Consider the following 19,176-nt stretch of genomic DNA (forward strand, 5'->3'; position numbering starts at 1 on the left):
ACGGCGAGCGGTGTGTTAACTCTGGACCCCGCAGGCGACGAGCGCCTCGCCGATGGCGTCGAGGTACGACTCGCGGTCGTAGCCGAGTCGAGCCATCCACACCTCTTGATAGGACGGGTGGAGAACCGGGAGGACGGGTACACCGAGCGTCGGGCAGTCCTGTGTGTCGAGCACGAGGTCCAGAAAGCCGTCGACGGTGCGACCCTCGACGGCCAGCAGCGACTGGGTGGCGTGCCTCCCGGTCGCCAGTACGCAGTCGGGGGCGACGCGGTCGACCTCTTCGCGCAGGTACGAGCGACAGTTCGCACGTTCTTCGGGGTGGGGTTCGCGCGGTTGTCCGTCTCCTGGGGTGGGCAGCCCAGTTCGTTCGCGGCCGTGGGGTCGTCGTGGGGAATCGCGGCGCTCGGGAAGCATTTGACGGCGTTCGTGTAGTAGGCGTCGTAGCCCACCTCCTCGACCATCGTGCGAATCTTCTTGCCCGACCGGCCGCCGGAGTAGGCCATCCCGGTCCAGTTACCGCCCTGCCAGCGGTCGGCCTCCGGGGTCCCGGCCGCGGGCGCTTCGCCGACGACGACGAGCGAGGCGTCGCGGGGGCCGACGCCCCAGCAGATGCGGTTGCGGGCGGCGACGAGCGCCGGGCAGCGTCGGCAGTCCTCGGCGAGCGTGAGGCGGTCGTCGGGGTCGGGGAACGGCGGGTCGCTCACTCCCGGTTCGACGCGCGGCGGGGCCGAGAACCTACCGTCTGCGCGGTGGGTTCAGTTCCCCTCACCGCCACCGTTCCCGTTGCCGTTCCCGCCACTCTCGCCACCGCCCGTCCCCTTCCCGTGGCCGTTCTCACCGCTTTCGCCACCCTTCCGGTTCTCCTTGCCGTTGCCCGTCCCGCTCTGCCCCGGTCGACCGGCGAGTTCGACCGGTCCGTCGAGCGTCGGCACGGCGAGCGTCGACGGGTCGGTCCGGGAGTGGTGGACCGTCACGGCGTCTTCCGGGTCGCTGTCGACGTGCAGGCCGTCCTCGAACGGGACGGCGCTCTCGACGAGCGCGTCGTCGTTCAGCGTGAGCGACAGTCGGAGCGTGTGACCGGCCGCGACGTGGCGTTCGACGCCGACGAGGTCGAACGCGAGTAGCCCCGCATCCTCGACGAGCGTCGCGGCGACCTGGTCTTTGAGCAGCGTCGCCTCGCCGGAGGGAGCGACGTCGTACAGCGCTCCGAACAGGTGGGGTGCGGAACTGCCGCTCTCGTCGTGCGGAGTGACGTCGAGCCAGCACCGGGGCGTCCCGACGAGGTCGAACCCCTCCCGGACGTGGAAGTCGAAGGAGACGCCGTCGGCGTCGTCACCGTGGAGACGAGTCTCACGACCGGGGCGGGCGGTCCCGAGCGAGGCGGGGTCGGCCCCGTCCGGGAGGGCGTCGTACTCCTCGAACGTCTCCGACTGGGAGCGGTAGAGCGTCACCGGGGCGACGTCGGCGTCCTCGCCGTCCTTGAGATGCTGGTCGAACCACGCCAGCGCGGCGGTGTCGGCGAACTGCGTCTGTGTGGGCGTCGGGCCGCCGCTGTCGACGAAGTCGTGGCCGAAGTCGTACAGCACGAGGCGGGTGTCGGTGCCGGTGTCGCGCAGGCCCCGGTAGTTGGCGAACGCCTCGTTGGGAGTGAACAGACGGTCCTCCCACCCCGAGACGAGGAGCGTCGGCGTCTCGATGCGACCGAGTTTCCCGACGGGCGAGCGCGTCTCCCAGAACCGCCGGAGTTCGGGCGAGGCCTCACGGTTCTCGACCGCCTGCCGGGAGAGGTCGAGAAAGCGGTCGTTCGGTTCCCCGTTGGCGATACCGGACTGGTAGAGACCGAAGAACCACGCCCACTTCAGGACGCGATTGGGGTCGTTCGAGAACCGGAGGTCGTGCCACGCCCACCGCGGGACGAGCGCGTCGAGGCGGTCCTCGGTGATGGCGCTCTGAAGCTGGATACCCGCCCCGTAGGAGTAGCCGTCCATCCCGACGCGGGGGTTCTCCGGCCCGTCGGTCTGGACGCTCTCGCGGCCGGCCAGCCACGTCAGGAGCGCGACGACGTCACCGACCTCGTTCGGGCCGTCGACACCTACCTCGCCGCCCGAATCCCCGAACCCCCGCGAGTCGTAGGTGAGGACGACGTAGCCGTTCGAGGCGTAGAACTCCGCGAGCGGGCGTCGGTCCGCCCGTGTCCCGCCCCAGCCGTGTGTCATCAGGATAGCGGGAACCTCGCCGTCGACGGCCGGTTCGAACAGCGTCGCCTCGATGGTCGTCCCGTCGAACGACTCGACGTCGAGGGAGTCGGTGACGGCGAACTCGCCGTCGGCCTGCGGTGCCGCACCGACACCCCGGTCCGAGAACAGCCCCACACCGGCCGCCACCATCGCACTGTACGTCAGAAACTCTCGTCTGGTCGAATCCATGACTGGTGAACGACCGTGAGGGACCGACAAAACGACCGTTCACGCTCCCCGTGACAGTCACGTACTGTCGGTTATCCGATACATCTGTCGGCACGGCGAGGACGAGAGCGGACTCCTCGTCCCCGTCCTCACTCCGTCAGCGGCATGACGACGCCGAAGACGAGCGGTGCGAACAGGCCGACGAGGATGCCCAGCGCCTCCATATCGATGAGGAGCGTGTGGAGCGTCGAGGGGCCGTGAATCAGCGACGCGCCGAGTGCGCCACCGAGGAACATGGCGACACCGAGGAGGAAACCGCGCTTTGCGAACGTCGGGTAGTCGAGCGAACCGTAGCGTCCCATACTCCCGCGTTCCCGTGGACTGCCGAAAGCGTTTCGAGACCCCCTGTGACACACCCCCACGGAACGTTGATGTGATTCCGTCGGTGAGGAGACGACGTGAGAGAAGTCCCACTCGAACCGTTTCTCGACCTGTTCTGGGTCGTCGCGTACAGTCTGGTGACGACGCTGTTGACCGTCGGTGGCGTGCTCATCGAACGGAGCGGAGTCGCCGTGCTCGCCACCGACACGACCACCGGCGTGTGGATGGCCTTCATCGGGGCCGTCGCCCTCGGTGCGGCGTACCTCGTCGCCACCGACCGATTGCTGCCGAGCGTCCGGGCGCTTCGGGCCTGAAGCCGGGAGGAGAGTACACGACAGCCCCGCCTGTCCGACCGATTGGCCTTTAGTGACGGCGGTGTGTTGAAGCGGTATGAGCGATTCCGAGGACCCAGAGGCATCCGGGCCGGACCGTGAGCGGTTCGCCGAGGTGCCCGACCAGTACGACCCCCACGCACTGGAAGAACGTGTCCGGGAGTACTGGCAGGAGGCCGAGGCCTACGAGCGAACCAAACAGCACCGCGAGGGCGCAGAGCGGTTCTTCTTCGTCGACGGCCCGCCCTACACGAGCGGTGCGGCCCACATGGGGACGACGTGGAACAAGTCCCTGAAAGACACCTACATCCGCTACAAGCGGATGTGCGGCTACGACGTCACCGACCGGCCGGGCTACGACATGCACGGCCTGCCCATCGAGACGAAGGTGGAGGAGAAACTCGACTTCGAGAACAAGAAGGACATCGAGGCGTTCGGGATGGAGAACTTCATCGAGGAGTGCAAGGAGTTCGCCGACGAGCAACTGGAGGGCCTCCAGGACGACTTCAAGTCCTTCGGCGTCTGGATGGACTGGGAGAACCCCTACAAGACCGTCTCCCCGGAGTACATGGAGGCGGCGTGGTGGGGGTTCGCCCAGGCCCACGAACGCGGACTGGTCGACCGGGGTAAGCGCTCCATCACGCAGTGTCCCCGCTGTGAGACCGCTATCGCCAAGAACGAGGTCGAGTACCACGAGATCGAGTCCCCCAGTATCTACGTCTCGTTCTCGCTGACCGGCCGCGAGGGGAGTCTCGTCGTCTGGACGACGACGCCGTGGACCGTCCCCGCCAACACGTTCGTCGCCGTCGACGAGGACGCGACGTACGCCGCCGTGCGCGTCGAATCGACCGAGAGCGGTGACTACGAGGGCGAACTGCTCTACGTCGCCGCGGACGTGGTCGACGACGTGATGGACCGCGCCGGTGCGACCGACTACACCGTCGAGGAGGAGCTCGGCGGCTCCGAACTGGTCGGGTGGTCGTACGAACACCCGCTCCCCGAGGAGGTCCCGGACCACCCGCAGGGCGCGGGTGCAGGCGAAGTGTACCACGCCGACTACGTCGAGATGGACCGCACCGGTCTCGTCCACTCCGCGCCCGGCCACGGGCAGGAGGACTTCGAGCGCGGTGACGAGTTAGGACTGGACATCTTCTGTCCGGTCGGGCCGGACGGCGTCTACACTCAGCAGGGCGGCAAATATGCAGGAGGGTTCGTCCGTGAGGCCAACGACGACATCATCGCGGACCTCGACTCGGCGGGCCACCTCCTGAGCGCGAGCACGACTCGTCACGACTACGGCCAGTGTTGGCGCTGTGACACGGACATCGTCTTCCTCGCCACCGACCAGTGGTTCGTCACCGTCACCGACGTCAAGGAGGAGATGCTGGAGAACCTCGAAGACTCCGAGTGGTACCCCGCCGAGGCGCGGGACAACCGCTTCCGGAAGTTCATCGAGGGGTCGCCCGACTGGAACGTCTCCAGACAGCGCTACTGGGGCGTCCCCATCCCCATCTGGACTCCCGAGGAGAGCGCGGACTCGTCCGCGAGCCGTTCGAGCGAGCGAAGCTCGCGAGAAGACGGCGAAGCCGTGGACGGCTGGTCCGGCGACATCGAGGACACCCTCGTCGTCGCCACGCGCGAGGAACTCGCCGAGCGCGTCGACCAGGACGTCGACCCCGAGGCGGTCGACCTCCACCGCCCGACGGTCGACGACCTGACCATCACCGAGGACGGCACGACCTACACGCGCGTTCCGGACGTGTTCGACGTCTGGCTCGACTCCTCCGTGGCGTCGTGGGGCACCCTCGACTACCCCGGCGAGACCGAGGACTTCGAGGAGTTGTGGCCGGCGGACCTCATCATGGAGGCCCACGACCAGACGCGGGGCTGGTTCTGGTCACAGCTCGGCATGGGCACGACGGCGATGGGCGAGATTCCGTACGAGCAGGTGCTGATGCACGGCTGGGCGCTCGCCGAGGACGGGAGGAAGATGTCGAAGTCCATCGGGAACGTCGTCACGCCGAGCGAGGCCCTCGAACGTCACGGCGCGGACCCGATGCGCCTGTTCCTCCTGGGGGTGGACCCGCAGGGCGAGGACATGCGCTTCTCGTGGGACGAGATGGCGACGATGCAGCGGAACCTCAACATCCTCTGGAACGTGTTCCGCTTCCCGCTGCCGTACATGCGGATGGACGGGTTCGACCCCGAGGAAGTATCCCTGGAGAACTGCGACCTCGAACTCGTCGACGAGTGGGTCCTCTCCCGACTGGCGACCACCGTCGAGACGATGACCGACCACTGGGAGGCGTTCCGCCAAGACCGCGCGCTCGACGCGCTGCTGGAGTTCGTCGTCGAGGACGTCTCGCGGTTCTACATCCAGGTCGTCCGCGAGCGGATGTGGGAGGAGTCCGACTCCGACAGCAAGACCGCCGCCTACGCGACGCTGTATCGCGTGCTGGAGGAGACGACGAAACTGCTCGCCCCGTTCGCGCCGTTCGCCGCCGACGAGGTGTACGGCACGCTCACCGGCGACACCGGCCACCCGACGGTCCACATGTGTGACTGGCCGGACCCCGATTCGGCGTATCAGGACGCGGAACTGGAGGCCGACGTCGCGGTCCTCCGCGCCGTCGAGGAGGCGGGCGCGAACGCCCGTCAGCAGGCCGAACGCAAACTGCGCTGGCCGGTCCCGCGCGTCGTCGTCGCCGCGAACGACAGCGAGGCCGCCCGCGCGGTCCGCGAGTACGCCGCGCTGGTCGAAGAGCGCCTGAACGCCCGCGAGGTGGACGTCGTCGCTCCCGGCGAGGAGTGGGGCGAACTACGCTACTCCGCGCAGGCCGACATGTCGGTGCTCGGTCCCGCTTTCGGCGGGCAGGCCGGCGAGGTGATGCAGGCGCTCAACGCCGCCCGTATCTCCGAACCGACGCTCGACGCGCTCGAAATCGCCGTCGCGGACGAACTGGGCGAGCAGGTCGAGTTGACCGAGGAGATGGTCGAGTTCGTCACCGAGACGCCCGAGGGTGTCGCCGCCACACCGTTCCGGGTGCGGGGCGACGACCGCGGGGTCGTCTACGTCGACACCGCCATCACCGAGGACATCGAGAGCGAGGGGTACGCCCGCGAGGTCATCCGGCGCGTCCAGGAGATGCGCAAGGACCTCGACCTCGAACTGGACCGCGAACTGCGTCTGGACCTCGACGTGGCCGACGAGCGGGTCTCGGACCTGGTTCGACGCCACGAGAGCCTCATCGCCGAGGAGGTCCGCGCCGAGGAGTTCGGGAGCGTCGAGGACGGCCACCGCAAGGAGTGGGAGGTCGAGGGCGTGACGATGACCATCGCCATCGAACCGCTCGCCGCACCCGAACAGGCCGACTGAGCGTCTGGGAGCAGTCCGTTCTTTCGATTGCAGGTTCGAGGGAGTGTTCGAGGAGTCTCAGACAGCCAGTACGGACACGACCGAGTCCACTGCTCGGGGCGCAGACTCTTACCCGAGCGAGTCGTTACCACACCCATGCGCTACGGGACGAGCGTTCGGGAGGGAACGGTGTACGTCGCCACACCGGACGGCGACCTCCCCATCGGACCGTACGACGCCGTCGTGAAGTCGGTCGGCGGGCCGTCGTGGACCATCTCGTATTCGCCGTGGGTGCGCGAGCGCTACCCGAACCTCGACACCGACGACGAGGGCATCACGCTGAACGTCCGGGACTTCGTCGAGTCGCTGACCCACGACGAGGGGTTCGTCGACGCGCTGGCGGCCTGTCCCGACCGGCAGGTCAACCCCGAAGACCCGCTCTCGCCACGACTCGGACTGTTCGTCGGGCGACTGCTCCAGCGGCTGGAACGCGGGTTGGAGTAGCCAGGAGAGACGGAGAGTCGAGTCCTCAGAGCGCGTCCGCTACGAGCGGTGCGACGCTGACGGAACTCACCGAGCGTTCGATAGTGTCGGTTCCGAAGACGGCCTCGACGCCGGCACGGGCGAGTTTCACCTGTGCGTTCGCGGCGAGCATCGGGTGGACGCAGGTGGCGAAGACCCGGCCGACGCCGTCGGCCTGGAGGTGTTCGATGGCTCCGGACATCGTCGAACCCGTTGCGATGATGTCGTCGACGACGACGGTGTCCCGACCGGTCGCGTCCGTCTCGCTCGGAGTGTGACTCACCGTGCCGGTGTCGTAGTCTCGGACCTTCTCGAAGTGGTCGACCGCACCCGTCCCGTAGGCGTCCCGGACGGACTCGGCGAACCCACGGGCGCTGGCGTCGGGCGCGAGGAACAGCGGGTCCGTGAGGTCCTCGGGAAGCGGGTCGGCGAGCAGGCCGCTCGCGTCGACGTGGTCGCAGGGGACGTCGAAGAACGCACAGACTGCGGGTTCGTGAGGTGTGACCGTCACCACGCGGTCGGTGCTCGTCGAGACGGCCCGCGCCATCGCCTCGGCGGAGACGGGGTCGCCGGCCTTGAACTGCCTGTCCTGTCGGGCGTAACCCATGTACGGCAGGACGGTGGTGACGCGCTCGGCCTGCCGTTCCGCGACGTCCTGCAACTGGAGCAGTTGGACGAACGCGTCGCTGGACGTCGTCGACGCGACGACGACGGCGTGGTCGGCGTCGATGTCGGCCCGCGCGATGAGTTCGCCGTCGGCGAACCAGTCGTACTCGACGGGCGCGACGGCGTGGTCCGTCTCGGCGGCGAGTCGCGCCGCGAGCGACTGCGACGCCGACCCGGGAAGTATCATGTCCGAGCGTCTGCGGCGCGGGCTAAAACGCGTTTTCCTTCGGGGTGTCGGGCGTGGTCGGTGTCTCCACACGACAGTCAGTAACGTCCCCCAAGAGCCGGAGTATCTCGATATCTCCGTCCTGGTCGGGATACCCGACGCGGACGGATGCCCTGACGAGTCCCGGTTCGTCGACGCCGTCGTCGAGCGCCAGTTCGGCCCACCCCTCGGACGATTCGTGGCGCGCCCGGACGACGTACGGTCCCGGCGCGTCGTGCCAGGCACACGGGAGTCGCCCACCGTCGACGATGCCGTTCGCACGGGCGTCGGTGTCGAGCGTCCGGTCGAGCACCGTCTCGCCGTCCGCGTCGACCTGTACGGTGACGGTGTGCGGTTCGTCGTCCCAGTTACCGACGTAGAGCGCACCGAGACCGACGTACCGCTCACCGCTGAACAGCCCCGAGACGGTCGAACAGCCGGCGGTCGCGGTCGTTCCGAGCAGTGCGAGGAGGGCACGGCGGCGCATAGTTCGGCCTGCAAGCGAGTGTGAATAAGTCTTCTCCGCCCGGCTACTCAGGGAACCGCGATGCCACGCACGTCGGGCAGGCCGAGCGACCGCGAGTGCCACTCGTCGTCGCCTTCCACCAGAAACGTCCCGTCCGCGGTGACGGCGTACAGCTGGTCGCCGTACGCGACACCCGCGACGGTCCCCGAGACCGGTAGCTCCACCCGGTTCCACGTCTCGCCGTCGAGGGAGAGGAGCGCGTCGTCGGTGGCGGCGTGGGTCCGTTCGCCGTCAGAGGTGACGACGCGGTAGGACCCCCGACCGTCGTCCATCCAGCCGTTCCCGAGGACGTACAGGCCCGCGTCGGTGGCGACGCGTGGCGTCCCCCGGACGGTCACGTCCCGCGCGTCGTCGAGGCCGGCGTGGGTGAGGCCGTCGGGCGTGAGACGGAACACGCCGCTCGCGGCGGCCACGAGGTCACCGTCGAGCGCCCGGACGGCCGCACACTCCCCGAGCGTCGTCCAGGATTCGGCGTCGTAGCGTGCGACCCGGTCCTCGCCGGCGGCGAGCAGGTCCCCGGAGCGGTCGAAGCCGACCGCACTGGCGGGACCGAACCCCGTCTCGGCGAGCGTCGCGCCGAGGAGGACGTCCTCGTCGGTGGCGACCGCGAGCGTTCCGTCGTGGGCGGCCACGTCGCCGGCGGAGCGGCGGTCGGCGAGACCGAACTCGCCGACGAGGTCACCCGAGACCGAGACTCGCGCGAGGCCCATGCCCGTGGCGACGAACGCCTCGCACGCCCCCCGACTGCTCGCCGTAGACCCGCTTCTCGTCGATGGTGCTCATGAGCGACTGCGCGCGGGCCGAGCGGGAAAAGCTGTCGTCACGGCCGACGACGCCCCGAGACGACGGCGGGAGGACGACAGTCACAAGTCGACGCACTCCGAGCATCGGCCGTGTTCAGCGCCATCGACTATCTGGAGTGTTCATCAGACATTCATTATGCCGCCCGATGTAAAATGGCCGCACAGACACCCAGAGTCAAGAACACAGAATTGTAGAGGTGTGACACTACCACACCACCAGTGAGATAAGATAAGCCTCTATCGAGTAATAATATCCACTGATTTGATTGTCCAATTGTTCTTCGCGTCCTTGATTTTTAGCGGGAACTCATGCGTGGTTCCATCAACCTCACCGACGAGGTAGACAAAGAGGACGATAGAGAACCGGCGAACAGTAACAGAACTCGCTGAAAGAGTCCCAGATTCTGGGTCGTACGTATGTTCGGCACAGGGGATGTCCTGTAACTCAACTATCACATCGTCCGGAGCATGGAATTGGATATCGAAAGAGTCCAACTTTTCAGAGATTGCTATCGCTCCTTGAATCTCGCATTCACCATCTCGGAGAATGACTTCACCACGACTTTCCGCAACCTTGTCTGGAACTTTCCCCCCATCACCTGTTGTCATCGGCGTAAGACCAACCTCAATGCCGAACGGCCCGTATGCGAGATAGAACGCAAGCAGTGGAAGAACGTATGCCGCTACTGCCAGACCTGCGATGATGGTTTGGCCGAAGATAGCAGAAAGAATCCAGAGAAGTGTTCCGACAACGCCACTGGCATATGCTATGATGGATGATTTGTACTCACTCAGAAACGGTCGAATTTCTGCTTTGTAATGTGAGACGTTGAACCGCTCCTGACCACCCATCTTAATCGCTACGCGTCTTCCTCAAACAGGACATCTCGCTCGAAAATCTGGATGATGTGTTCCCTCGCTTGAGGACTTTCGCTATGGATTGACAGAGTCCCATCGGTATAGCGGGCAGTGGTCTGCTCACCCTCATGCTGGAACACGACCGTAGCAGATTCAATCGGGTGTTTCTCGACCAAGTAGCCAAATTCGGATTCTCTAAGGTCAGACTCGCTGTGTATCTGAGCGAGCGAAATTTCTTCTGCTTGGTCACCGAGGAGAGTGACCTCAAGAATACTGTCCGCTGAACGGAGGAAGTTCCAGAGCCGGTCACGATGAACTGTCAATTTCCGGTAAATCCGAACTTCGCTCGGGATTATTGAGTTGATTCGCTTGATGACCGAATCTATCGATGGGAGGTCCACATCAGATTCAAGGATGAACAGCTGAGATTCTTCACGAAACTCGAAATCTAACTGAATCTCCCTTCCACCCCCGAATTCGGCTACTTCTTCGTACTCTATTGAGCCGCGGTATACAATCTGACTTCCAAATGGATAATCGCTACAGCGGGGTGTTACCCTTCGTGTGCCAGCAGTCTCTATAGAGAAATCACTTGAAGATGTGTCTGACAGTCGCTCAAACCGCTGACCGTTGCCAGAGATTTTTGTCCGGCGGAGACTGCTTGACCCCATGCGTCAATCTTCACTCTCCTTTGTTCCTGCAGGCATACCACAACTTCGGTTCCGGATTCGTTGATACATTCTTAGAATTCAGCCAGCCCGGATTGCCTGTTCTTGTACTCCTTGCGGTTGCCTTTCTGGCGGTACTTCTCAACCACTTCATCGGCGGGGAATGTGATTTCAGCACCCTGGCGCTCACACTCGTCATAGAGGTCGTAAAAGAACTCATCAGGGGGGTACTTCTCGCCCGAATCTAACGATTCCCAATGGTCGTAGACCTTGAGAAGTTCGGTTAAGAAGGTTACAGACAGTGCCATCCGCTTCAACGGGTCTCCCCCGTCAATATCTTGCTCTGCCTTGATGTGAACCCGACCCCCTGTTTCAATTTGAGCCTTGACGAACTGACCGGACACTCCAAAGATACCTTCGACGAAGGCCATCTCTTTTCCTCGCAAAATCCCCATCAAAATTGTTGTCGCTTTGGCGATATCAGTAGAATCATCTACACGGTTGCTTCGGCCAAAGCGGTCTTCGTCGCCTTCGATTCGAGCGTCGCTTAGGAGATTGGTACTCAATTCATCGCTCAATGCCTCGCCATTTTTGTACTTAGATAAAATCCAGAGAAGGAAGTCAGGTGAGAAGCCAATCTCTTCCGTCTTTAGATACTCGTCAAGCTTGTTGTCAATGAGGTTGGCCGCTTTTTTCGCCTCTGTCTTGTTTCCCTTTATGAACAGGTAATCTGGGAAGTGCCAGTACACGTCGACGCTATCAGTCGTTCGGATGTGCCGGTACACGGTCCCCTCCTCGTCATCCTCGACCTCGCCTTCGTCCCAGTTTTCGTAGCGATATCGAATTCCGTGCATGTCCTCGGCTTGCTCCTTTATTGGGCGAGAGATTTCCGGAGATTCAGCTACCATCTCCGAGAAGCTCAGCATATGGTAGCCTGACCCTGGCTTGTCCTTTGTTCCCTTTGAGAAGTCCTTCAGTTCGTTCTCTACGATGTCTTCAATATTAATGCTCGCGTTGAGGACCTTCGTCCTGTAGAGACCATTGAATACAAGACGGCCATCATAGGAGAAGACGCCGTTAGACGATGGACCACTCATTTACTCAGTCGATGCAATCGTATCATAATATAACTTCTTTCTTAGTGAGGATATCACAGCGTGGTATCTGGAGCAGTTGGAAGCGAGTCGGAACGGTGTTGTGAGACTAAGCCAAACAGTCATTGAGCATCACAGGTTTAGTCCAACAAAGAGAATGTATACTACAAATGGTTAATTTTTCGACAATTTCTTACTTGGAGTGGATCTCGGGGCGACCCGCGCGGGCGACCCACGACCTCGCCTCTTCGGACCTCCGCCCGGAGGGGCCGTCCACCGGCGTCGTTCCGGAACGCCTGCGGTGGCTCGGCGACGAGGACGACGTCACCCTCGAAGCGCAACTCGCCGACGTCTACGACCGCGCGACGGGGAACGTCCACGTCACGGCGGGTGCGAGTCACGCCAACGCGCTGGTCGCCGCGGCGTTCGCCGAGGGCCGCGTGCTCGTCGAACGGCCGGGCTACGAACCGCTCGTGGCGTGCTCGCGGGCGTTCGGCGCGACCGTCGACCGGTTCGACCGCCCCGACGGCCGTCTCGACCCGGACTCGCTCGCCGAGGCGCTGACCGACGACACCGCGATGGTCGTCTGCACGAACCGGCACAACCCGACGGGGCGACTCGCGGGCCGCGAGACGCTGCGGGCGTGTGCCGAGCACGCCGCCGCCCACGACGCGCTGTTGGTCGTCGACGAGGTGTACGCCTCCTACGGTTCCGAGGCGGCCGACGGACCGTTCGGCGGGCCGTCGGCCGCGGGTCTGCCGAACACGCTCGTCGTCGGGTCGCTGACGAAGTTCCTCGGGTTGGGTGACCTGCGTATCGGGTGGGTCGTCGGCCCGGACGAACTCGTCGAGCGACTGAAGACGGCGGCGTGGTACTTCCCGGTCGTCGCCGGGCCGAGTCGGGCGCTCGCACGACGGGCACTGGCGAACCGTGACCGACTCGCCGAGCGCTCGCGGGAACTGTGTACCCGGAACCACGACCTGCTGGCGACGGCCGTCACCGAGACGTACGAGGGGACGGTCCCCGACGGGTCGCCGTACGCGCTGGTGGGTCACCCCGAGTACACGGGCGACGAACTGGCCGCGCGGGCGGCGGAGAACGAGGTGCTCATCGTTCCCGGCCGGTTCTTCGAGCGGCCGGACGCCGTGCGGGTGAGTCTCGGTGGCTATCCCGAGGCGATGGAGACGGCGCTGGCGGCGCTGGCGGCGGCGGTGGAGAACTGAACCGGTCGGCGGACTACTCCTCGTCGTCCTCGTCGGGGTCCTCGGTCCCGGCGGGGGCGACGTTCTCGGTACCGGTGGCGGCCGCACCGGTACCCGCCGACGGGTCGCCAGCGGGGTCGGTGCGGGCGTCCTCACGGACCTCGCCCATGATGGCCTCGGCGTCGATGTCGGCGAGGACGTCGTTGAACTCCGTCGTCACTGCCGCCGACACCTCCTCACGGAACCGCTCCTCGCTGGGGTACTCCCGAACCGCGAGGACGCGACCCTCCTCGGTGGTGATGACGGCCTCCGCGACGCCGTCCTCGTAGCGGTACTGGCGGCCGCGGACCAGTTCGTCCTCGTCGCCGTCGCCGTCGGTGTGGTCCGACATACCCCGCGGTACCACGGCCTCCCGGATGAAGCTAGTGGCGGAGGTAACACACGTAGCCACACCTCGGATTTCGAGAAACACTCGTAGCCCACGACGTCACCCGGTCGGGTCGCCGAGCGTCTCCCGGATGCGACTCGTCGAACAGACCGACTGGAACGACTGTGGGGCGGCCTGTCTGGCGACGGTGACGGGCGACTCGCTCGCCGGCATCAAACGGCACCTCGACGTGCCGACGCCACACGGACAGCTCGAAGCGTACCTCGACGCTCACGCCCTCCCCAACGACCACGTCACGGTCCGTGGCGAACCGACGGTGCGAACGCTCTCCCGACAGCATCGGCCGTTCGCCCGGAGCCTGCCGTTCGAGCGCCGGACCCTGCTCCTCTCGGTGGCCTCCCCCGCCCGAACCATCGACTGGCACGCCGTCGTCCTCCACCGGGGACGTGTCCTCGACCCACAGGGCGAGTTCGACTGGACCGCCCTCTCCCGGAGTCGCTGTATCTGGGCGACCGAAGTGTACCCCGACGAACGGCCGACGGCGGCGCGGACGGCACGGCCGGGCGTCGCGGTCGGAAGCGACTGAGTGCGCACGCCGACGACGAGTGCCGGGCGGGAACCGTGCGACCGGGCGCTAACACCGGTATCGGGACGTCCGAGCGACAGCCGCGCCGAACCGGCCGCTCGAACGAGAATTAGACTCGTCTAAACATCCGATTCGAGGGATAGTATTTTGTAGTTCGCGCACCCACAGACGAGCAAGGAAGCTCATGAAGCTCGGTTCTACGCCACGTCGTTCGGCGGTCGGTTCGCCGGACGAGGAGAGTCTGTCGGAGGTGTCGTCGGTCCCATGACGCAACAGGGGCCCGTCGAGAACCTGTTGGTACAGTTCAACCTGAGTCTGCCGGAGGTCTGGGAGATATTCATCTACTCCGTGCGAGACGGGTTCGTCCAGGTCAGCGCGTTCGTCGCCATCACGGTGCTGCTGTTCAGCTACGTGCAGTACCGGACCGGCGGACGCATCGTGACGTTCCTGGAAGACAACGAACGGCTTCAGCCGCTAGCCGGCGCGCTGCTCGGACTGACACCCGGCTGTGGGGGAGCCATCATCGCCATGCCGCTGTACATCCGGGGGTCCATCAGCTTCGGCACCGTCGTGGCGACGCTCGCCGCGACGGCCGGCGACGCGGCGTTCGTCATCATCGCGCTGGCCCCCGAGGCCGCGCTGTACGCCTACGGTATCGCGTTCGTCGCGGCGGTGCTGTTCGGCTACGCCATCGACGTCTGGGGGTTGGGCGTCGGGCGCGTCGACCGCGCCGTCGAGCGTATCGGCCGACCGATGACCGACGGCGGGTTCGCCACCACGAGCGTCGACGACGACAGTCCCAGCGTCGCGGGCTACGACCCGGACGGACACGACGACTGCCACCGTCCCGGCACCACCAGCGCCGACGACGGAGTCATGACACCTCTCAGCCACGCGGCCCACGTCGTCTGGTGGGTCGTCGCCGTCGCCGGTCTCGTCGCCGGCGTCACCTATCTGGCACGGGGCGCACCCGAGGTGCCACTGGAACTCGCTCCGACGTTCTTCGGCCTGTTCACCGTCGCCGGCATCGCCGGGACGGCGCTCTCGTTCTACCTCCACTTCTTCGGCCGACGGTACATCGGCGAGGGGGAGGCCGGACGCATCCGTGACGACTTCCAGAGCGCCTACGAGACGTTCCAGCACGCCGCGATGGAGACGAGCATGGTGACCGTCTGGGTCATCGGTGCGTACCTCGTCTACGAGTACGGCGTCGTCGTGTTCGCACTGGACATCGGCGCACTCACCGCGGCCGCAGGGGTACTCGCCCCCATCGCCGGCGCGCTGCTGGGACTCATCCCCGGCTGTGCCCCACAAATCGTCTTCGCGGGTCTGTACGCCGAGGGAGCCATCCCGTTCTCGGCGCTCACGGCCAACGCCATCAGCCAGGACGGCGACGCGCTGTTCCCGCTGCTGGCCATCGACATGAAGGCGGCCATCATCGCCACCATCTACACGACGATTCCCGCGCTCATCACCGGCGTCCTGCTCTACTACTTCTGGCCGTTCGCGGAGTTCGGCTTCGGGGTGCTGTGATGTACGACCGTATCCTCGCGCCGACCGACGGGAGCGACCCCGCGACGGCCGCCGTCCGCCACGCCCTCGCCCTCGCCCGGACGACCGGAGCGACGGTCCACGCCGTCTACGTCCTCGACACCCGGACGGGGTTCCTGACCGTCTCGAAGGACGAGGTCCGCGGTGCACTCCGCGAGGTGGGCGAGGACGCCGCCACGACGATACTGAACGAGGTCGAACGACTCGCAACCGACGCCGACGTCGAACTCGTGACCGAAGTCGTCGACGGCGCTCCCGACCAGGCTATCCTCGACTACGCCGCCGACCACGACGTGGACCACATCGTCGTCGGCACCCACGGACGGACGGGACTCGAACGCCGCCTCCTCGGGAGCGTCACCGAACGGGTAATCGGCGGTGCGTCCGTCCCGGTGACGGCCGTCCACGGCGACGACGCGGACTGACACCCCGCCGCCACGACCGCCGACCACTTCTCGCGGCACGGACGGACCGTCAGCGGCCGATACGTGACGGACCGGTCGTGGCCGTACCTTCGGATTCGATATAGCACTCGACAGTGTATCGCAGGCGAGAACGTCCTTCGCAATTTCTTTGCGGACGGGCCGCAGAGTTGGCCACGAATGAAGATTTTCGGCTCCAGCGGCGTTCGCGGCGTCGCAAACGAGGAGCTCACACCGGCGTTCGTCGCGCGGGTGGCGATGGCCGTCGGTTCGGTCTGGGCGACCGACACCGACGGCGACGTCTCGGTCGCTCTCGGTCGGGACACCCGCACGACGGGCCGGATGTTCGCCGACAGCGCCAGTTCGGGGCTGACCAGCGTCGGCTGTGACGTCGACCGACTGGGCGTGCTTCCGACTCCCGGTCTCCAAGCGTACGCCGACGAGACAGGTATCCCCGCGGTGATGATCACTGCGAGCCACAACCCCGCGCAGTACAACGGAGTGAAATTAGTCGGTCCCGACGGCGTCGAACTCGCCCGTGACGCGCTCGAACGCGTCGAGGACCGACTGCTCGGCGAACGGTTCGAACGGGTGCCGTGGAACGAGACGGGCGACGTCCGGACGGTCGAGGAGGCCCGTGAACGCTACGTCGACGGTCTGCTGGCCAGCGTCGACCGCGAGCCCATCGCGGCCGCGGACCTGACGGTCGCCCTCGACCCCGGCCACGGGGCCGGCGCACTCACCAGTCCCGAGTTCTTCCGCCGCCTGGGCTGTCGGGTCGTTACCGTCAACGCCCAACCGGACGGGCACTTCCCCGGCCGGGACCCCGAACCCGTCGAGAAGAACCTCGGTGACCTCCGGCGACTCGTCCGGGCGACCGACGCCGACGTCGGTATCGCTCACGACGGCGACGCCGACCGCGCCATCTTCGTCGACGAGACGGGCACTCACGTCGAGGGGGACGCCGCGCTGGCGGCGTTCGCCGGCGACGAACTTCAGGCCGGCGACACGACCGTCAGTGCGGTCAACGTCTCCCAGCGCCTCGTCGACACGGTCCGTGACGCCGACGCCGACCTCGAGCTGACGCCCATCGGCAGCACGAACATCATCACCAGTATCCAGCGCCTCGAACGCGAGGGGACCCGCGTTCCCGTCGCCGGCGAGGGCAACGGCGGCATCCTCTTTCCGGACTACCGCCTCGCCCGCGACGGCGCGTACGCCGCCGCGCGGTTCCTCGAACTCCTCGTCGACCGCGCCGCGAGCGACATCGCGGCCGACCACGCCGGCTACCACAACGTCCGGGTGAACGTCGGCTACGAGGACGACGCCGAGCGCGAACGACTCGTCACCCGCGCGGAGGCGGCCGCTCTCGACGCGGACGCCGAGTTGACGACCATCGACGGCTACCGCCTCGACTACGGTGACGCGTGGGTGCTCGTCCGGCCGAGCGGCACCGAACCCGTCGTCCGCATCTACGCCGAGGCCCGCGACCTCGACCGGGCGCAGGAACTGGCCGATTCGATGCACGACGCCCTCCAGCAAAACTGAGCAGGCTGTTTTCGGTGTTCGACTCGCTCTCGAGCCGTCGCTCTCGCAACGGGCGGTAAATCACTGGGTGCTATACGAAATCACCTGCCCGGACACGCTTCTCGCCAGTCGCGGAGGAGCGTGTCGAACGGAGCGGCGGTGTCCACCGACCGGAGTGCAGGCGGCGCTCGGTCCTCAGGAGTGTTCGCGGTTGTCCACGACACGGAGGCGGCCACCACAGCCACCACAGCGATAGGCCTCTGTCTCCGCCACCAGTTTCGAGCGGCGGTAGCGTGCGAGTCGGCTCCCGCAGGACGCACAGACGACCCACCAGTTCGGGTCGGCGAAGCGCTCGCAGTGGACCCCGGTCTGCAAACGGTCGGCGAGTGTCCGGAACCGCTCGCCGTGGCTCGGGTCGTCGTGTTCGTTCAGCAGGTGGACGTGGAGCAGTTCGTGGCGGACCGTCTCAGCGGCCGCTCCCCAGCCCCGTTCCTGGAAGTGCTCCCAGGTCAGCGAGACGGCGAGCGGTTCGCCGTCGCGGTGTTTCACCGCACCCGCTCTCCGCTTCGCGCGTTTGCTCACCTCCCAGTCGAGCGCCGAGACGGACACCGAGAGGTCGTACGCCCGGACGACGTCGCGGGCGTAGACCTTCGACACCGCGAGGAACTCCTCGACGGAGACCTCCGAGTCGAGCGCGTAGTACGCCACGTCGGGGGCCGTCGGCTCCGAGGAGCCGTTCGTATCGGTGTCGGTCGGGAGTCGGTCGGCCACGGTCGTTAGAGTGCGAGGCGTGGAGCAGTGTCGCTGTTTCGGTGACCCACGTCCGGGAGTCGCTGGCCGGTCCGCCGGAAGCTATACGTCACCCACCCGACAGCATGGGATCGATGGACGAGTCCTCGTACACACCGTGGCCCGAACCGCACCCGAACCAGACGCGAGTGATGCTCCTCGGAACGTACCACATGAGCAACCCCGAACAGGATACGGTCAACGTGGAGGCCGACGACGTGCTGACCGCCGAGCGACAGCGCGAACTCCGCGAACTGGCAGACCGACTGGAGCAGTGGGAACCACACCGGGTCGCCGTCGAGATGCCGTACGACCGGCAAGACGAGGTCGACACCGAGTACGAGGAGTACCGGACGGGCGAACGGCAGTACGACCAAGAGGGTCGAAACGAGGTCGTCCAGGTCGGGTATCGGCAGGCCGACCGCCTCGGGCACGAGTTCGTCGCGGCCATCGACGAACGCCCGCCCGACCCCGAGGACGACCCGTTCGACGACCGGGACGTCGACGCGACGCGGAAGCGGGACGTCCCGCTCCCGGACGTCGGGGCGATGCGACGGGAGGTCGACGAGCGGTTGAGCGAATCGACGATTCCCGAGTACCACGCGTGGATGAACACCGAGGACGAACTCCGGGCCAACCACGACCTGATGTTCGACGCGGGAGTCCGGGCCGACCCCGACGACCAGTTCGGCAGTCCGGTCGCTCTGGCGTTCTGGTACGACCGCAACCTCAGGCTGGTCCACCACTGTTGGCGGACGATGGCGGAGGACGACGACCGAATCCTGCTGGTCGCGGGCGCAGGCCACGTCCGCGTCCTGCGCCACCTGTTCGACGAAACACCGATGTTCTGTCCCGTGAGTCCGCGGCCGTACCTCCCGAGCGCACCGTAGTCGGTC

At 66.0% G+C, this 19,176-nt stretch carries 19 protein-coding genes and 1 pseudogene; 9 read left to right on the plus strand and 11 right to left on the minus strand.

Features of this window, described 5'->3' with window-relative positions; translation table 11 throughout:
* Window positions 1-15: 15 nt before the first annotated feature.
* From GQS65_RS08935 to GQS65_RS08945, 3 genes and pseudogenes are all read right to left on the minus strand, one after another.
* Window positions 16-704 (minus strand): annotated as a pseudogene (locus GQS65_RS08935) (uracil-DNA glycosylase).
* 51 nt (window positions 705-755) lie between these two features.
* Complete coding sequence (locus tag GQS65_RS08940) at window positions 756-2,426, minus strand: alpha/beta hydrolase family protein (RefSeq protein WP_158204269.1); 1,671 nt, start codon at window positions 2,424-2,426, stop codon at window positions 756-758.
* A gap of 128 nt (window positions 2,427-2,554) precedes the next feature.
* Window positions 2,555-2,767: a DUF7860 family protein gene (locus tag GQS65_RS08945; protein WP_158204270.1), complete on the minus strand. Its 213-nt coding sequence runs from the start codon at window positions 2,765-2,767 to the stop codon at window positions 2,555-2,557.
* Between the two features lie 96 nt (window positions 2,768-2,863).
* On the opposite strand from GQS65_RS08945, the gene GQS65_RS08950 reads away from it, so the two are divergent.
* From GQS65_RS08950 to GQS65_RS08960, 3 genes are all read left to right on the plus strand, one after another.
* On the plus strand, window positions 2,864-3,100 hold the full coding sequence (locus GQS65_RS08950; protein WP_158204271.1) for a hypothetical protein: 237 nt from the start codon (window positions 2,864-2,866) through the stop codon (window positions 3,098-3,100).
* Window positions 3,101-3,176: 76 nt separating this feature from the next.
* Window positions 3,177-6,494, plus strand: a complete 3,318-nt coding sequence (gene ileS, locus GQS65_RS08955; RefSeq protein WP_158204272.1) for an isoleucine--tRNA ligase — start codon at window positions 3,177-3,179, stop codon at window positions 6,492-6,494.
* Window positions 6,495-6,629: 135 nt separating this feature from the next.
* Window positions 6,630-6,977 carry a hypothetical protein gene (locus GQS65_RS08960; protein ID WP_158204273.1) on the plus strand — a complete coding sequence of 116 codons (348 nt, stop codon included), beginning with the start codon at window positions 6,630-6,632 and terminating at the stop codon, window positions 6,975-6,977.
* Window positions 6,978-7,002: 25 nt separating this feature from the next.
* Here the strand turns inward: GQS65_RS08960 and prs are convergent, their stop codons facing one another.
* From prs to GQS65_RS08990, 6 genes are all read right to left on the minus strand, one after another.
* The gene (prs, locus tag GQS65_RS08965; protein WP_158204274.1) at window positions 7,003-7,848 is read right to left on the minus strand and encodes a ribose-phosphate diphosphokinase; all 846 of its coding nucleotides are present in this window, start codon (window positions 7,846-7,848) and stop codon (window positions 7,003-7,005) included.
* 22 nt (window positions 7,849-7,870) lie between these two features.
* Window positions 7,871-8,353, minus strand: coding sequence for a hypothetical protein (locus GQS65_RS08970; RefSeq protein ID WP_158204275.1), 483 nt, complete (start codon window positions 8,351-8,353; stop codon window positions 7,871-7,873).
* A gap of 47 nt (window positions 8,354-8,400) precedes the next feature.
* Entirely contained in the window at window positions 8,401-9,102 is a 702-nt protein-coding gene (locus tag GQS65_RS08975) for an HVO_0234 family beta-propeller protein (RefSeq protein WP_233265062.1), read from the minus strand.
* Window positions 9,103-9,432: 330 nt separating this feature from the next.
* Window positions 9,433-10,047 carry a hypothetical protein gene (locus GQS65_RS08980; protein WP_158204276.1) on the minus strand — a complete coding sequence of 205 codons (615 nt, stop codon included), beginning with the start codon at window positions 10,045-10,047 and terminating at the stop codon, window positions 9,433-9,435.
* 8 nt (window positions 10,048-10,055) lie between these two features.
* Entirely contained in the window at window positions 10,056-10,724 is a 669-nt protein-coding gene (locus tag GQS65_RS08985; RefSeq protein WP_158204277.1) for a hypothetical protein, read from the minus strand.
* A gap of 71 nt (window positions 10,725-10,795) precedes the next feature.
* Window positions 10,796-11,818 (minus strand): hypothetical protein, encoded by a 1,023-nt coding sequence (locus GQS65_RS08990; RefSeq protein WP_158204278.1) that lies wholly within the window; start codon window positions 11,816-11,818, stop codon window positions 10,796-10,798.
* Window positions 11,819-12,012: 194 nt separating this feature from the next.
* Here GQS65_RS08990 and GQS65_RS08995 point away from each other — a divergent pair, with 194 nt between their 5' ends.
* On the plus strand, window positions 12,013-13,038 hold the full coding sequence (locus GQS65_RS08995; RefSeq protein ID WP_233265063.1) for a pyridoxal phosphate-dependent aminotransferase: 1,026 nt from the start codon (window positions 12,013-12,015) through the stop codon (window positions 13,036-13,038).
* Between the two features lie 13 nt (window positions 13,039-13,051).
* On the opposite strand, the gene GQS65_RS09000 is transcribed toward GQS65_RS08995, so the two are convergent.
* A complete protein-coding gene (locus GQS65_RS09000; protein ID WP_158204280.1) occupies window positions 13,052-13,408 on the minus strand; it encodes a hypothetical protein in 357 nt (118 codons plus the stop codon).
* A gap of 127 nt (window positions 13,409-13,535) precedes the next feature.
* Here GQS65_RS09000 and GQS65_RS09005 point away from each other — a divergent pair, with 127 nt between their 5' ends.
* From GQS65_RS09005 to glmM, 4 genes are all read left to right on the plus strand, one after another.
* Window positions 13,536-13,991, plus strand: coding sequence for a hypothetical protein (locus tag GQS65_RS09005; protein ID WP_158204281.1), 456 nt, complete (start codon window positions 13,536-13,538; stop codon window positions 13,989-13,991).
* Window positions 13,992-14,255: 264 nt separating this feature from the next.
* Window positions 14,256-15,524, plus strand: coding sequence for a putative manganese transporter (locus tag GQS65_RS09010; RefSeq protein ID WP_158204282.1), 1,269 nt, complete (start codon window positions 14,256-14,258; stop codon window positions 15,522-15,524).
* Window positions 15,524-15,967 (plus strand): universal stress protein, encoded by a 444-nt coding sequence (locus tag GQS65_RS09015; RefSeq protein WP_158204283.1) that lies wholly within the window; start codon window positions 15,524-15,526, stop codon window positions 15,965-15,967. The genes GQS65_RS09010 and GQS65_RS09015 overlap by 1 nt, the downstream gene beginning before the upstream one ends.
* 177 nt (window positions 15,968-16,144) lie before the next feature.
* Window positions 16,145-17,512 (plus strand): phosphoglucosamine mutase, encoded by a 1,368-nt coding sequence (glmM, locus tag GQS65_RS09020; protein ID WP_158204284.1) that lies wholly within the window; start codon window positions 16,145-16,147, stop codon window positions 17,510-17,512.
* Between the two features lie 174 nt (window positions 17,513-17,686).
* On the opposite strand, the gene GQS65_RS09025 is transcribed toward glmM, so the two are convergent.
* Window positions 17,687-18,262 (minus strand): SprT-like domain-containing protein, encoded by a 576-nt coding sequence (locus GQS65_RS09025; protein WP_158204285.1) that lies wholly within the window; start codon window positions 18,260-18,262, stop codon window positions 17,687-17,689.
* 113 nt (window positions 18,263-18,375) lie between these two features.
* Between GQS65_RS09025 and GQS65_RS09030 the strand changes: the two genes are divergently transcribed.
* A complete protein-coding gene (locus GQS65_RS09030) occupies window positions 18,376-19,170 on the plus strand; it encodes a DUF5694 domain-containing protein (RefSeq protein WP_233265064.1) in 795 nt (264 codons plus the stop codon).
* Window positions 19,171-19,176 lie beyond the last annotated feature (6 nt).

It is taken from the genome of Halomarina oriensis, from assembly GCF_009791395.1.
In the GTDB taxonomy this organism is placed as follows: domain Archaea; phylum Halobacteriota; class Halobacteria; order Halobacteriales; family Haloarculaceae; genus Halomarina; species Halomarina oriensis.